Source organism: Larkinella sp. VNQ87 (genome assembly GCF_049445795.1).
GTDB lineage: Bacteria > Bacteroidota > Bacteroidia > Cytophagales > Spirosomataceae > Larkinella.
In genome coordinates this window covers 221,927-237,701 of record NZ_JBMSDT010000010.1, presented here as the reverse complement: position 1 = coordinate 237,701, position 15,775 = coordinate 221,927, and the positions used below count along the sequence as shown (strand labels likewise).

General features: G+C 54.4%; 11 protein-coding genes. 6 read left to right on the top strand and 5 right to left on the bottom strand.

What is annotated here, in order from left to right; translation table 11 throughout:
• Window positions 1-6: 6 nt before the first annotated feature.
• The 4 genes from ACO2Q8_RS18920 to ACO2Q8_RS18905 all read right to left on the bottom strand — a co-directional run bounded on the left by ACO2Q8_RS18920 (window position 7) and on the right by ACO2Q8_RS18905 (window position 5,912).
• The gene (locus tag ACO2Q8_RS18920; RefSeq protein WP_423346410.1) at window positions 7-411 is read right to left on the bottom strand and encodes a hypothetical protein; all 405 of its coding nucleotides are present in this window, start codon (window positions 409-411) and stop codon (window positions 7-9) included.
• A 34-nt stretch (window positions 412-445) separates the two neighbouring features.
• Complete coding sequence (locus ACO2Q8_RS18915; RefSeq protein ID WP_423346409.1) at window positions 446-1,087, bottom strand: response regulator; 642 nt, start codon at window positions 1,085-1,087, stop codon at window positions 446-448.
• A 212-nt stretch (window positions 1,088-1,299) separates the two neighbouring features.
• Window positions 1,300-3,243, bottom strand: coding sequence for a C1 family peptidase (locus ACO2Q8_RS18910; protein ID WP_423346408.1), 1,944 nt, complete (start codon window positions 3,241-3,243; stop codon window positions 1,300-1,302).
• Window positions 3,244-3,287: 44 nt separating this feature from the next.
• Window positions 3,288-5,912: a VWA domain-containing protein gene (locus ACO2Q8_RS18905; RefSeq protein WP_423346407.1), complete on the bottom strand. Its 2,625-nt coding sequence runs from the start codon at window positions 5,910-5,912 to the stop codon at window positions 3,288-3,290.
• 233 nt (window positions 5,913-6,145) lie between these two features.
• On the opposite strand from ACO2Q8_RS18905, the gene ACO2Q8_RS18900 reads away from it, so the two are divergent.
• The 6 genes from ACO2Q8_RS18900 to ACO2Q8_RS18875 all read left to right on the top strand — a co-directional run bounded on the left by ACO2Q8_RS18900 (window position 6,146) and on the right by ACO2Q8_RS18875 (window position 13,290).
• Complete coding sequence (locus ACO2Q8_RS18900) at window positions 6,146-7,543, top strand: glycosyl hydrolase (protein ID WP_423346406.1); 1,398 nt, start codon at window positions 6,146-6,148, stop codon at window positions 7,541-7,543.
• Window positions 7,540-8,418 carry a sugar phosphate isomerase/epimerase family protein gene (locus tag ACO2Q8_RS18895; RefSeq protein ID WP_423346405.1) on the top strand — a complete coding sequence of 293 codons (879 nt, stop codon included), beginning with the start codon at window positions 7,540-7,542 and terminating at the stop codon, window positions 8,416-8,418. The genes ACO2Q8_RS18900 and ACO2Q8_RS18895 overlap by 4 nt, the downstream gene beginning before the upstream one ends.
• Before the next feature lie 154 nt (window positions 8,419-8,572).
• The gene (locus tag ACO2Q8_RS18890) at window positions 8,573-9,718 is read left to right on the top strand and encodes a Gfo/Idh/MocA family protein (RefSeq protein ID WP_423346404.1); all 1,146 of its coding nucleotides are present in this window, start codon (window positions 8,573-8,575) and stop codon (window positions 9,716-9,718) included.
• Complete coding sequence (locus ACO2Q8_RS18885; RefSeq protein ID WP_423346403.1) at window positions 9,715-10,485, top strand: 3-ketoacyl-ACP reductase; 771 nt, start codon at window positions 9,715-9,717, stop codon at window positions 10,483-10,485. Before ACO2Q8_RS18890 ends, ACO2Q8_RS18885 begins: the two co-directional genes overlap by 4 nt.
• Window positions 10,486-10,618: 133 nt before the next feature.
• Entirely contained in the window at window positions 10,619-11,920 is a 1,302-nt protein-coding gene (locus ACO2Q8_RS18880; protein ID WP_423346402.1) for a Gfo/Idh/MocA family protein, read from the top strand.
• A gap of 125 nt (window positions 11,921-12,045) precedes the next feature.
• Entirely contained in the window at window positions 12,046-13,290 is a 1,245-nt protein-coding gene (locus ACO2Q8_RS18875) for an MFS transporter (RefSeq protein WP_423346401.1), read from the top strand.
• A gap of 16 nt (window positions 13,291-13,306) precedes the next feature.
• Here the strand turns inward: ACO2Q8_RS18875 and ACO2Q8_RS18870 are convergent, their stop codons facing one another.
• Window positions 13,307-15,709: an ATP-binding protein gene (locus ACO2Q8_RS18870; protein WP_423346400.1), complete on the bottom strand. Its 2,403-nt coding sequence runs from the start codon at window positions 15,707-15,709 to the stop codon at window positions 13,307-13,309.
• Window positions 15,710-15,775 lie beyond the last annotated feature (66 nt).

Below are 15,775 nucleotides of genomic sequence, written 5' to 3'. Positions count from 1 at the left end.
GACCAATTAGCCACGGGATTTGGGCGGTCCCGATGGGTTCATCTCGGGAGAGTCCGTTGAGGCCTGGAGGGTGTCCCAGTCGCCAATCCCAGGGTTCAGGTGCCTGATGGTAGCAATATTTTGATCAAAACCCTCTTTGTTAAATTCGGCAATTAGGTTGATATCAAGTACTTTAACTACTTCGTCTTTGTGTAAATACACATAAATCGGTTTTAAGGCCGAAATAGGCTCAAATTTATCATCAAGGGGAGTCAGGACCAGGGCCGGACCCGGTTTGGCCGCTGCTGGATCGGTTTCGGTCAACGATTGAGGGTCGCTGATGTACCCAAGCTGGACGCGTCCCTGTAACAAAATGTACTTTAATGTGGAATTAGTTGTTTGGGGGATGGGGTAAGGAATTGGATTTTCCATCTGTAAAGCGAGCGTTAAAAGTGAAACAGTTTGGTTAGATAAGATTATATTTAATCGCGTACTTCACCAACCCAATCGTAGTCTGTACGCCGAGCTTCTGCATCAGGTGCTTGCGGTGCGTCTCCACGGTGGTCGGGCTGATGAAAAGTTTCTCGGCAATCTGCGTTCCCGAATATTCCTGCGCAATCAGTTTCAGCACATCCAGTTCGCGCTGTGTAATCGCAATTTTCTGCGGTTTTTCGGCATCGGGCGTAAACTCGATACCGGTGTCGTTGGCTAGTTGCAGCATCACCTGTTCACTGTAAAATTTGTTGCCTTTGGTAACCAGCTTCAGGGCGGTTTCCAGTTCATGCCGTTCGGCGCTCTTCAGCACATAGCCGTCGGCCCCGGCCCGGATGGCTTCCTTGATCGCTTCGGGCTGATCGGCCACCGTCAGCAGGCAGATTTTGACCTGCGGAAACCGCTGACGGAGCTGAAGCGTGAGTTCAATCCCGCCCATAACGGGCATCTGCACGTCGGAAACGACCAGATCAATGGTGGGATCAACTTCCAGGGCAGTTAGCACCTGTTTTCCGTTCGTGTGTTTGGATACCACCTCAACCCCTTCGATACTCGCAAGAAGCAGGGCGAGGCTGTCCAGTAAAATTCGGTGGTCTTCAGCAATAAGAATGCGCATAAGCTTGACTGTCAGTACTACAATCTGGTCAATAAACCACCATACACCAACCGCTATCAATCAAAATGTCGATTTTTACCGGTATGTGCTCCTGACCTGAAAAGAAGGTGGGGTGGATATAGATTTGATGGTAAAGGTCGGGGACGGAACCGTGCGATTCCATCCCCGGGTTTACGGATTTTACATCCTTAAATTTGAGGATATTCGCGAGGCTAATTCATCAGTTGCAGGCGTTTTTCCCGATTGGAGGATGCCGACCGCATAAACGTCAATTCAGGCATAGCAGCTTGTTTGCTGCTGTCGAGAATGCGCGCCAGCGTGGCTTCCACCGTTGGCCGGTCGTCGTCGAAATCGCCGTGGTGCCGGGCCGTCGACTTCTTGCGCGGATCTTTCGACTCCGTGTTGGGCGATTGAATCCATTCGGCCCGTTTGGTTTTGAACAGCGCGGTCAGTTCCGGGTCTTCTGCGACAAACTTCGCCATGCCCAGAATGGGTTCGCCGTCCCGGAAAAGCGGAATCCGGGGTTTGGCTTCAAACGCGTTGGACACCAGATAAAGCAGCGACTTGTTGTAAATTCGGGCGCAATGATCGTCCTGCTCGGCTTCATCGGTCAGGGTGAAAAGCGAAAACCGGTTGATTTTCCCCGATTGCAGCGAGGGCATGTACAACTCTTTGAAAAGTTTGACGGTAATCGCCGGTGCCCACAGGGTACAGGAGGCAATTTTTAATCCGAATTCGTCCGTCAGGGCCTGCACAACCGGCGCATGAAAGATACTGCCCGCGCTATGGCCGACAACATGAATTTCAACGTCTTCTTTTTTCGCCAACTCGGCCAGTTGTTCCAGGGCGAGCCGGGCACCACCGGTTTTCCGCATGGCCAGGCTGGCGTTTTCTTTCATTTCATCCCACTGCATTTTGCCCATCAGCAGCCGGGCAACCGGTTCCAGGGCATCGTCGAGCCGGTCGAGCATAAAGTCTTTGCTGGCATCCAGAATTCCTTCGGGGCGCCGACGTTTCAGGGCATCCTGCAAAATATTCGTGGCCGTCGACCAGAAATCGGTGTGCCAGATGAAGGAAATCGGGTAAATTTCGGCTTCCAGCAAGGCCGGACGGTAGTCGGCCAGTCGCTGGACGGCCGCTTCTTCACCGACCAAACCGCCGTGAGCATAGAACAAAATCCGCTTCTTTTTCCAGTTTTTGGTTTTCTCGGGGAAATCTTCCTGAAAAATTGTTTCCACCTCGGCGGCTGAAGTGCCAAAACTGCCGCCCTCATTCAGCCGCCCGTCGTTACCGATGCTGATGATGTGGGGACGAAGTTCGGAGAAGGCGTAGGCGTTGGACTTGCCGGAAGCCGCTGCGTTGCTGATGGCCACCGACTGCGGTTCGGCCAGCCGGATTGGCGCTCCCAATCGGGCCACCCACACGTCCGTTCCATTGACCAGCCAGTCGTCGTAGGTAATCAGGGCAAAACCGCCACTGCCCCAGTCCGGCCCCCAGGAGTTCTGAATCCAGAAACCGCGCTCTTCGTAGGCAACAATAGCAAACGCGTGCCCGCCCAATACCTGGTTCGAGAATCGGATAATCCCGCTTTCGTTTACCTCCTGCCAGCCCTGGTGGACCGTTGCGGTGGCATACAAAATGCCCACTTCGGCCATCGCGCTGTGCATCGCCACCAGGTCTTTGTGATTCACCCGGTAGTAAGCGCCCAGCGGCCGCTTGCGGGCATCGGAGGTACGCCTTTCGGTCAGACGCTCATTTTTGGCTGTGGCTACGTAGGGCCAATGTTCATCGGCGCAGATGCCGTGTTTGTGCCAGCCTTTCATGGCACCCCTCGCGCTGGAACCGCTGTAATCTTCCCCGGGCCATTCGTCATACCGCCGGGCCATTTCATAAATCATGCGTGCGCTCACCGGAACCGGGTCGGGTACAACTTTCCGCCGAAGCAGCAGGTAATTGGCCACCGTTGCCAGCCCGAAACCGGTGCAGGCTCCTTCCTGACCCTGGTCCAGAATCGGGACTTTCCAGTTTAGGTATTCCTCCAGATCGATGCGAACCGGAACTTCATACAGATTGGAGACGTAAATTTTGTCGCGAAAATCAAGCGTATCAGGCCGGGCCGTAAACTGTCGTTCAATGGGTTTCTTGCGGGCAGACATAGGAAGTTAAGAGTTAGGAGTTAAGAGTTAAAAATGGGGGTAGGTCAGGGAGATTTTTTGGCCTGGGCTTCGAGGATGAGCTGTAACTGAGCTTTTTCTTCCGTTACGTGGTCATAACTGCCTTGTCCTAAGGTGGCTAGCTTTTTCAGATTTGCTGAATTGACAACGTTTCGGCCAAAGGTTAACACCGTTAAGTGAATGTCTTTTCGGGCGTGTTCTCCGACCGATTCATAGGTGGACTCGCTGATCGGAAACTCCCCGTCGGTGGCCAGGATGATGCGGTTGTTGCCGCCCAAAATGAAGTGTTTGTCGGACACTTTGTAGGCGGTTCGGAGGCCTTCGTTGCCGTCGGTTTCTCCGGTCGATCGGAGTTGGTCGATGGCGTGGGCAATTTCTTCCCGATTAGAACCGGAGGTTGGCGGCAGGACTACTTTGCTCTTTCCTGAGTATACCACAACCGAAACCTGGTCTTCCGCCCGCAACAGCGGCAGCAGGGATTTAATGGATTTTTTTAACAACGGCAGCTTGTACGGCGATTCCATCGACGCCGACACGTCGAGCAACAACACCAGGTGGTTGGTAGCAAAACCGTCGAGGGTCAGAGCGGCTTCGGTCGGCACCGGCTTCGGTTCTGCAGGGACTCGTTCGGGTTCAGAGACGTTGGGGGACTCAACCGGTTTCGCGGGTATCGGACGTTGAAAAGCAAACCAGTTCGGCTGGTTGATCATTTTCAGTACCCCGGTTTTTGCCAGTTCGCTGAATTTGTTGTATTCATACACCAATTGGTTGTTGTAGAAGTAATAAAACGATTCGTAGGGATGCGAACCGTAATACGCACCCATTGCCGGAATCGGTTTTACGTTTGGCACCAACTCCGCAAACCGCCCGGAGTTTTCGGCCAGGTCCTCATACGGCGAATACGGGCACAAACCGTTGTTTCGTCCGTAGCGCGTGAGCCCTTTTAGGTTTTTGTATTCGTCGGTAATCAGCGTCCGAACTTCGTTTTCTGCCGTTTTGGTGTCTGGTAATTGACCGGTTTTACCCTTAAAATAATCCTTCATTCCGAATAAAACCGCCCGGTCCAAATCCAACGCTTTCAGCAGCGCCTGACCCGCCACGTGCCATGAACTGGTGGGATTGCCCGGTTTATAACTCTCGTGAATCCGGCGCACGTCGGCATATAATTGCTCCTTTTTCTGGTCGAAGGTGTCGAACAAAACCGCGTACCGGTCCAGAATGGCGTCCGAGCGCTCCAGCCGGTCCTGTTCGTACTGTTTCGCCTGGGTGTAGCCAATCAGCTCGATGCTCAGGCCGTCCATCTCCTTCAGGATGTTCATCAACACCTCGGCCTGCGAATTGAGGACGGTCCGGTAGGGCTCGGGAACGGCCCGGCTCCGGTTAACCAGCAAGGAATAGTCGGCCGCCGGAATTTTAAACTCATCGTGCCGATACGTCAATGGGCCGCGCCGACGGTGCCATTCCGGATAGCGGTGGTACTCAGCTTCTGTCTGATAATTCCGCGCCTGAAGCTGGAGATGATTCATCTGCCGCAGCGACTCGTTGATGAATTCCACGTACGCATTCAGGGCGTGGAAGGTAGCATCGGGAGCCGGACTGGCCGACGGTTTTGTCTGGAACGGAATCAGGGGGGCGTCTTTAAACGGGGGAGTACGGGTAATTCGCGGTGCTTCTGCCTTCGGGGCTTCCAGCGCAAAAACCGGACTGAATTTTGGGTAGTCGAGCAAGTGCCGGGCTGGTTTGCTGTAGTTGACAAACGACTCGTAAAAAGCCAGCAAATCGTTGTTGTAGTGGTTGATCAGGCTGAGATACACCTCGTTTCCGTGCCGGGCCGACTGCCGGGCGGCAAAGGTGTAGTTGTTGATTGCGGTTTGTTTTACATCCTGAATCGAGTGCAGGGCGCTTTTGAACGAACCAATCATGCTGGAAGCCGGGTAAGCGATACCGGTTTCGTCGCCAAAACCGCTCAGTTTTCGGGCGTCGGCCAGCATGCTGTCGCGGATACTGTCGACGGGCCAGTCGGCTTTCAGGCTTTCGTCGAGGTAATACGGCCAGAGCGCCATCGTTCGTTGTTCGCGCTGCAAAATCTGGTGCATTTCGCGCTCCAGTTTCAAGTAAGGGTCGCGGGCATCATAGGGCTGGTGCTGGCGGTAAATCCGCTGAATCTGGCGGTACATGGCATCTCGTTTGCGGCTAATCTGGCCCGCTTTTTTTTGCAAGTCGGCCAGCAATTCATCCGATTTTTTCAGCCCGTCGCGCTGGTAATCTTTTAGTCGGACGTAGGTTTCCAGTGCTTTTTCCGATTGATCAAAGGCTTCGAGCAACTGCCAGAGGGCTTCGGTTTCTTTATTCAGTAGCTGAAATTCCTGGGCGCTTAGACCAGATTGGGCGGTTTCGAGGGCTTTCCGGTATTCGTATTCTTCCAGTGGGCCCGACGATGATAAGCGGAGTAGCGTTTCCGTTTTTTTTCGAACCTGTTGACTGGCTTCGTAGTAGGAATCGAGCATTCGCATCCGCTCGAAAACCACATCGGCCGAGCGGTTCAAAAAGGCAACGTAATGATTTAGCGCCTGCGTGGGTGGGTTCCGCTGAGCGAAAACCGGGCTGAACGCAGCGGCAAATAACAGGGTCAGGAAGACGGTGGTGTGCATAATGGTTTCAGAATCAACCGGTCCGCAAGTTCTGATCTTTGTTGCAGGATACTGTTACCGTTCACGAAAAACCGCCCGGATATGCGGTTCCAATTGGACCGTGCTGCGACAACAATCCGGCATTTTCTTGAAAATTGACACTATTTTTCCCGGAATACGGTAATTCCGGGGCGGTTTTGACTTCTATGGATAAATTAATGCCCTTTCGCCTGTTTCCCGATTTTTCCTGACCAATGATTCAAATCAACAACGCCCTTCAACCGGCCGACTTTACCACCCGACTTCAACAGTTCTGGGACTTATCCGCCCAAAAAATTAACCTGATCGACACCCACTACGACACCGCCAAAGGCTCCCCGGTTTTCACGGTGCAGGGTCATTACACCACGCGCGGCTGGACCGAGTGGACGCAAGGCTTCCAGTTTGGTTCATCCATCCTGCAATTCGACGCCACGGGCGATACGCATTTTCTGGAAACGGGTCGGCAAAAAACGCTCACGGTCATGGCTCCGCACATCAGCCACGTCGGCGTCCACGACCACGGGTTCAATAACGTCAGTACGTACGGCAACCTGCTGCGACTGATGCACGAAGGCCGGATTGCCTTCAACGAGTGGGAAAAGAATTTTTACGAACTGGCGCTCAAAATCTCCGGGGCCGTGCAGGTCAACCGCTGGACGACCATCAAAACCGGCGCAGGATCGTCTGCCGGTTTTATCCACTCCTTCAACGGGCCGCATTCGTTGTTTGTCGACACCATCCGCTCGTGCCGGGCTGTGGTGCTGAGCCATAGCCTGGGTCACGTTTTTCAGGGCGAGGGCGACGTGGTGATCAACCTGCTCGACCGGGCGCTGCAACACATGAAAGCCACCGCCGACTACTCAGTTTTCTACGGCGAGGGCCGCGATACGTACGACCTCTGGGGCCGCACGGCGCACGAAAGTGTATTCAACACGAAAGACGGGAATTTCCGCTGCCCGAATTCACAGCAGGGCTACACCGGTTTCTCGACCTGGACGCGCGGCCTGGCCTGGGCCATGTGCGGTTTTGCTGAACAACTGGAATTTCTTGATACCTTCGAAAAATCGGATCTGGAACCGTTCGGCGGCTGGATGGTTATCGAAGCCTACCTGCTGAAAGCCGCCCGGGCCACCTGCGATTTCTACATCGAGCACACGCCGGTGAATGGCATTCCGTACTGGGACACGGGTGCGCCCGGTCTGACAAAAATGGGTGATTACCTCAATCGGCCCGCCGATCCGTACAACGATTTCGAACCGGTCGATAGCTCAGCGGCTGCCATCGGGGCGCAGGGAATGCTTCGTCTGGGCAAGTATTTGTCCGAAAAAGGAGAGATCGAAAATGGCCTTCGGTACTGGCAGGCGGGATTAACGGTGTTAGATTCGCTGTTTGCTGAACCCTACCTGAGCACCGATCCGGATCACCAGGGATTGATTCTGCATTCCATCTACCACCGGCCTAACGGCTGGGATCACGTTCCGCAGGGCAGCAAAATTCCGTACGGCGAATCGAGCATGTGGGGCGACTACCACGCCCGCGAAGTGGCGCTGTACCTCCAGCGGATACTGAAAAACGAAAAATACTACACCTTTTTCGGTGCCCTGGCATGAGTACGACCCAACCCACCGAACCGGCATTCCGGGAATCTCCATTCGGGGAATCTCCATTCGGGGACTTTTCAAAACTGTGCGTGCATACGATCACGACCAAACCGTGGTCGGTTGAGGAAGCCGCCGAGCAGTTTGCCCGCTCGGGCATTGGCGGGATAACCGTGTGGCGCGATGCCCTCGCCAACCGAAACATTCACCAAACCGGCCAACTCCTGCGGGATCACAACCTGACCATCGTATCGTTATGCCGGGGCGGTTTTTTCCCGAACCTGGAAGCGGCTGGTCGTCAGGCGGCCATCGACGACAACCGCCGGGCCATCGACGAAGCCGCGGAACTGGGCGCACCCCACGTCGTGCTGGTGTGCGGGGCTGCACCGGGTCAGCCGCTGACGGAATCCCGCAAGCAAATCCGCGACGGCATTGCTGCCCTGTTACCCCACGCCGAAGCCAATAATGTCCGGCTGGCGATTGAACCTTTACATCCGATGTATGCCGATAATCGCTCGGCAATCAACACCTTAGGGCAGGCCAACGACATGGCCGAGGAGCTCAATTCGCCGTATGTGGGCGTGGCCGTCGATGTCTATCACCTCTGGTGGGACCCGACGCTGGAGCAGGAAATTTACCGCTGCGGTAAAAACGGGCATTTGTATGCTTTCCATATCTGCGACTGGAAAACGCCGACGCTCGATCTGCTCAACGACCGGGGGCTGATGGGTGAGGGCTGCATCAACGTTCGCCAGATTCGGTCGTGGGTCGAAGCCGCCGGTTTTGGTGGATTCAACGAAGTCGAAATCTTTTCAAACCGGTATTGGGCGGAAGATCAGAAGGAATTTCTGGAAAAAATCAAGCACGGTTATTTGTACCATTCGTGAAAAATACCCCTAAATCCCCTGAAGGCCGGGCGGCCGGTGCCGGACTTTTTGCATCCGGATGTTGCTGTGTCCAAGTCCCCTTCAGGGGATTTAGGGGTATTTTTATCCATTAAACCATTCAATCATTGTTAACCATTAAGCCATCCATTTACCAGTGAAAGAACACAAAGTCGGTATTATCATGAACGGCGTTACGGGCCGGATGGGTACCAATCAGCACCTGCTGCGCTCCATTGCTGCGATTATGAAACAAGGTGGCGTTCGGGTTGGATCGGACGAGGTCATTATGCCCGATCCGATTCTGGTGGGCCGAAACGCCGATAAACTCGAAAAACTCTGCCAGCAGTCGGGCGTCACGCGAATGACAACCAACGTCGATGAAGCCCTGGCCGATCCTAATAACCTCATTTATTTCGATGCCCAGACCACCGGTCGCCGGGCTGAGGGCGTCCGCAAAGCCGTCCAGGCCGGAAAACACGTTTACTGTGAAAAACCGACGGCCGTCAGTACCGAGGTGGCGCTGGAATTGTACGAACTTTGCAAAGCCGCCGGTTTGAAAAACGGGGTCGTGCAGGACAAACTCTGGCTACCCGGTTTGCTGAAGCTGAAGCGGCTGATTCAGAATGACTTCTTTGGGAAGATTCTGTCGGTTCGGGGCGAATTTGGCTACTGGGTGTTTGAAGGCCATACCATTCCGGCCCAACGGCCTTCTTGGAACTACCGCAAGGAAGACGACGGCGGGATCATTGTCGACATGCTCTGCCACTGGCGGTATGTACTCGACAATATTTTCGGCAAAGTGAAAGCGGTTTCCTGCCTGGGGGCGACGCACATTCCGGAGCGGATCGATGAGCTGGGAAAACCGTATGTCGCCACCGCCGACGATGCCGCGTACGCGACGTTTGAACTCGAAGGGGGCGTCATTGCGCAGTTCAACTCCTCCTGGACCACCCGCGTCCGGCGCGACGACCTGCTGACGTTGCACGTGGATGGCACAAAAGGATCGGCGGTGGCCGGGTTGCGCGAATGCTACATTCAGCACTACGGCAACACCCCAAAACCGGTCTGGAACCCCGACATTGAACAGCCGATCAAGTTTTTTGAAGGCTGGGCCAAAGTGCCGGAGCAGGAACCGTTCGACAACGCCTTCAAGGTTCAGTGGGAATTATTCCTGAAGCACGTCGTGAAAGATGAGCCGTTCCCCTGGGATCTGCGGGAAGGTGCCAAAGGCGTTCAGTTGGCCGAAAAAGGCATCGAAAGCTGGGAAAAACGGTGTTGGATCGACATTCCGGAGTTATGAGAAAAGTAGCTTTCGTAACGGGTGGTAGTCGGGGAATCGGCTATGGCATTGCCGAGCACCTGGCGAAAGCCGGTTTTGACCTGGCGATCAACGGCGTTCGTCCGGAAGAAGCGGTTGGGGAAGCTCTCAACGGTTTGCAGGAACTGGGAGCCGACGTAATTTACTGTCAGGGCGATATTGCGTCGAAAGACGATCGTAGCCGGATGCTGGAGCAGATTAGGGCGCATTTTGGCCGTTTGAATGTGCTGGTCAACAACGCGGGCGTAGCCCCGAAAGAGCGCCGGGACATTTTGGAAGCAACGGAAGAAAGCTTTGAGTACGTACTCTCGACCAATTTGCAGGGCGCATACTTTCTGACGCAGGCGGTGGCCAACTGGCTCGTACAGCAAAAAACGGAAAGCGCTGATTTCGAAGGAGGTATCATTACGATTTCCTCGATTTCGGCGACGGTGGCGTCGGTCAACCGGGGGGAGTACTGCATTGCGAAAGCGGGTCTGAGCATGGCGACGCAGTTGTTTGCGGCTCGCTTGGGTGAGTTTAACATTCCAGTGTACGAAGTTCGGCCGGGCATCATCCGCACAGACATGACGGCGGGTGTGGTTGGCAAATACGACAAACTGATCGACGAAGGGCTGACCATCCAGAAGCGCTGGGGGTATCCCGACGATGTGGGCCGGGCGGTGGCCGCACTGGCCCGCAACGACTTCCCGTACTCCACCGGCCAGGTGATCATGGTGGATGGCGGGATGACGATTCCGAGATTGTAAGTTTGAGTGAGGTTGTTACACAGGGTTAATCAGGGAACATCAGAGGTAACCGGAGTATCCCTGATAACCTCTGATGTCCTCTGATCAACCCTGTGTAACAACAACCTTAAAATTCTCCTAAACCCCCTAAACCATGAAAAACGCAGACTCCCGGAGGACTTTCCTCAAAACCGCAGCCACCGGCTCTCTGGCCGTGCTGGCTTTGCCAACCATTATTCCGGCGCACGCTTTCGGCGCTAACGACCGCATCCGGGTCGCCGTCATCGGCGTCAACGGGCGCGGTAAAAGCCACATTTCCGGATTTTCCGCTTTGCCCAACGTGGAGGTGGTCACGCTCTGCGATGTCGACAACGTAGTGTCGGCCCAGCGCGCGGCTGAGTTCGAAAAAACGTATGCCCGTAAAGTGAAAACCGAACAGGATTTGCGGAAGGTGTACGACGACAAGAACATCGATGCCGTGAGCATTGCCACGCCCAACCATTGGCACGCGCTGGCGGCCATCTGGGCCTGTCAGGCCGGAAAGGATGTGTACGTTGAAAAACCGGGTACACACAATTTGCGCGAAGGCCGAAAATTGATCGAAGCGGCTGCGAAATACAATCGCATCGTGCAGCATGGGGTGCAACTCCGCAGTTCGACGGCCATTCAGGAAGCCATCAAACACCTGCGCGACGGCCTGATCGGGAAGGTTTACATGGCACGGGGCCTGGTGTACAAATGGCGTCCGGATATTGGCAATCAGGGCAACGGCCCGGTTCCGGAAGGACTGAACTGGGATTTGTGGCAGGGACCGGCCAAAGCCCGGGCGTTCAGCAAAAACTACGTCCACTACAACTGGCACTGGTTCTGGGACTACGGCAACGGCGACATCGGAAACCAGGGCATTCACGAAACCGACCTCGCTATGTGGGGCCTGGATGTGGGGTTGCCCGAAGAAATCAGTTCGGCCGGGGGGAAATACCTCTGGAAAGACTGCAAGGAAACGCCGGAAGTGCTGACGTCGACCTACAATTACCCCAAAGAAGGCAAGGTGATTCAGTTTGAAGTGCGTCCGTGGATGACCAACAAGGAAGATGGCGTCGAAGTTGGCAACCTGTTTTACGGCGACAAGGGCTACATGGTCATCAATGGTTATAACGATTATAAAACTTTCCTGGGCAAAGAGCGCACACCGGGTCCGGCGGGCCATGCGGGGGGCGACCACTACCTGAACTTCATCGAAGCTGTGCGCTCGCGCGATAAATCAAAGCTGAACGGTCCGGTCGAAACCGCCCATTTGGCGTCGGGGCTGGCCCATTTGGGGAACATTGCCTACAGGTTGGGTCGGCAGTTGAAGTTTGATCCGAAAAAAGAAGAATTCATCGGCGACTCCGAAGCCAATTCGCACCTGAGCCGCCAATACCGCGCCCCCTACGCGCTGCCGAAGCAAGTATGATTTTTCGTTTAAGGTTTGACGTTTAAGGTTTAACGTAGCCTGAATATCCACTTAAACTTCGTCTGAACACCTTAAACCTCATTCGGACAACCTTAAACGTCAAACCTTAAACCTTAAACGAAAAAATGATTCCGCAACCGAAAACTGAAAAAAGCCTGAGTAGTCAATTGCTGCAATTGCCGGTCATTGTGGCCGCATTAGGCTACCTGGTGGATATGTACGATCTGTTTCTGTTCAGTGTCGTGCGGGTTCCGAGTCTGAAGGCGTTGGGCGTCGAAGGCCCCCAATTGTTGCCTGAAGGGATTGCTCTGCTGAACTGGCAGATGGCTGGGATGCTGCTGGGGGGTATTTTCTGGGGCGTTCTGGGTGATAAAAAGGGGCGGTTGTCGGTGTTGTTCGGGTCTATTCTGATCTATTCGCTGGCGAACATTGCCAATGGATTGGTTAACAGCCTGCCGATGTATGCGCTGCTGCGGTTTGTCGCCGGGGTAGGGCTGGCCGGAGAACTGGGCGCGGGGGTGACGCTCGTGACGGAAGTGCTGCCGAAGCAGATTCGCGGGTATGGAACCACAATCGTCGCGACGATGGGCGTTCTGGGTGCCATCCTGGCCTATTTCGTGGCCGACCTGTTTGCCTGGCGGGTGTCGTATTTTGTGGGGGGCGGTTTAGGCCTACTGTTGCTGATCCTGCGGGTGAACGTGTTCGAGTCCAGTATTTTTGAAGTGGTGAAAGAACGGCAGGTGAAGCGGGGCGACCTACTGATGCTGTTTAACCATTCCGGTCGGTTTTTGCGGTACATCCAGTGCATTCTGGTTGGCTTGCCGATCTGGTTCGTAGTCGGGATTCTGATCACCTTTTCGCCCGAATTCGGCGAAGCAATGGGGCTCGACGAACCGGTGGTCGCCGGAAAAGCCGTCATGCTGGCTTTTACCGGGCAGGTTTTTGGCGACATCGCCAGCGGTTTGTTGAGTCAGTACTTCAAAAGCCGCCGGAAAGTCATTGCCGGTTTTGTGCTGGTTTCACTAGTCTTCGTGCTGGTCTACCTGCTGGGATCGCTCAAAGACCTGAACACGTTCTACCTGGTGTGCGTCCTGCTGGGTGTAGCCAACGGTTACTGGGCCTTGTTCGTGACAATTGCGGCCGAATTGTTCGGAACCAACCTGCGGGCGACGGTGGCGACGACCGTGCCGAACTTTGTCAGGGGCGCAGTTATTCCGCTGACCTCCCTGTTTGTTTACGGAAAAGAACAGTTCGGTACGCTTAACAGCGCACTCGGCGTTGGTTTACTCACGACGGCTTTGGCACTGGTGGCCTTATACTTCATGGAAGAGACGTTCAAAAAGGATTTGAACTATGTAGAAACGGACTAGATTCGGGCCCATTTTTTCATTCCGACCGGGAGAGGTGGTGCAGGATCATGCGGGTGAGTGTGCCGGTATTGTACGGTTTAACGAGGACTTCATCGAGTCCGGCGCGCCGGGCTTCCTCGCCCACATCCTGGGCCAGGCTGGCTGTTACGGCGATAATGGGCAGGGTTTCCCGGCGCTCCCGCATGATGCGGGTGGCTTCGAAACCGTCCATAACCGGCATTTGCAGGTCCATCAGCACCAGTTGGTGGCGGGTTGAATCCAGCATGTCGACGGCTTCCCGACCGTTGTTCGCTACATCGACCGTAGCGCCCAGCCGTTCGAGCACACTTTTGGCTAATATAACGTTCATGGCGTTGTCTTCCACGAGCAGAATACAGATGTCTTTCAACGGTTTTTCGCCAGGCCCGGACTTGGTTTCGGTCATGGTTTTGGGGGAAGGAGGTACTTTGGGAAACGTCTGGGTAAAATAAAATCGGGAACCTTTGCCGGGGGCACTGCTCAGGTGCAATTCGGTTCCCTGAAGCTGTAAAATCCGGTGGCTGATGCTCAGACCCAGCCCCGTGCCGCCATAGCTGCGCGAGTGAGACGAATCAGCCTGCGTGAAGCGGTTAAAGATCAGTTCCTGTTTTTCAGGGGCAATGCCGATCCCGGTATCGTCAACGGCAAACGTAACGGTGATCGACGAATCGGTTTGCGCGTCGACCACCAGACTCAACCGAACTTTACCTTCCTGGGTAAATTTTAGGGCATTGTCGACCAGGTGGGTTAAAACCTGGGCCAGCCGGGTCGGGTCGCCGATCACCTGGTTTTGGAAAGCCGGGTCGATTGATACATTCAGATGGAGCCCTTTTTCGTCGGCAGCCGGGCGGTACGTCGATGCAATGTTGGTCAGGATGCTGGCTGGATTCATCAGAACACTCTCCATCGTAATTCCGACCGCATCCATCCGGTTAAAGTCCAGAATATCGTTGACAATGTGCAGCAGATTCCGGGCTGAAAACAGGATGGAATCCAGATGCGGTTTCTGATCGGGGCGGGGTTTGTCCTGCTCGAGCAGTTGCGTCATGCCTAGCACGGCGTTGAGTGGGGTCCGGATTTCGTGGCTAATCGTGCTTAGAAATTCATTTTTAGCCCGTAAGCCCTCTTCCGCCTGATTGCGGGCTTGCTGAAGATTGAAGGCAAACCGGTACGACAGTACCAGGGATTGCAGAAAGAAAAAGCTAACGTAGCCGACAAACAGGACGAGATTTTCCGGGTAGGCGATTTGGAAATACTTAAAAATGATCATGATAAAAACGGCCAGCAAAACGCCGGTGCTCATCAGCGAATAGATTGCTCCGGGGCGATTCCGGCGGGCGGCCAGCCAGTAGATATAAAAGGCATAGGTGATGTACAGAAACATCAGACCCAGGAAAGGATTGATCAGGCGCGTGAAGACGGTGGGAGGGAAGACAATAGTTATGGCCGAAAATAAGGCGCAAATCAGGGCCATACCCCGAATGATCCACGGGTTAACGTCGGCAGGATACAGTGAGCCTGTATAGAGGACGAATACGAGCACACCCAGAAACAGCGACAAATATTCAAGATGGAGCGTCAGCGACCAGGCAGTGTCCTGAAACAGCGAATGAAGTGCGTAGTGATCCGTGCCGATGACCCGATAACTGTACAGCAGACAGAATAGTGAAAAATACAACATGCTGATTTCGTGCCGCCCGAACCAAAATAAACCCAGAAAAAACAGCCCGCCCATAAACAGGCAACCCGTCAGAAAAAACGTAAGCGATCGGTCCCGTTGAAGGGTAAGTTGCAGGGTATCGACAGGCCCGAGCCGGATCGATTTATAAACACCCCCTTTCGAGTGTTGAAAATTGGCAACCTGTAGCAGCAGCCGTAGTGTATCGCCGGTGGACGGAATGGGTTGGACCTGCGTTGACCAGAAGGGCGTTGTCGTCTGCCGGTTTGTTCCGGGAAAACCGCTGTGTGCCAGTTCATTTTGATTCAAAAATAGCCGGTAGGAGGTGTAGGCATCCGGCAGAAAAAGGGCTAGCTTCGGTCGGTTGGGGGGGAGCAAAACCGTTAACGCATAGGTAGCGTACCCGTAGGCCGGAATGGGATTGCCCTGCCAGGTGTGCAGGGTCCAGCGTTGTGGGAAGCGTGTGAATTCGAAGCGGGTTTCGGGATCGCCGGGTTTTCGCAGCGACTGCCAGTACCATTTCCAGGTTCCGTTCAAGGCAAGTGTTTGGCGTTGAAGGTCAACCGCTCGCAGATCCAGTAACCCCTGACGGGCAACCGGCAGGTCCGATTTTCCGTTTCCTATCCCCCAATAAGTACATCCTGACACCAGAAAAATCATCAAACCGAGAAGTCCCGGAACAGGACGACGATCGGCCATTCCTGAAAGGGAACGGTTTTTCATACCACTTTTCAATTCCTGCGTTGAGTTCAAAAGACTATCGATTACCAGACAAAGACCTTGCCAGGG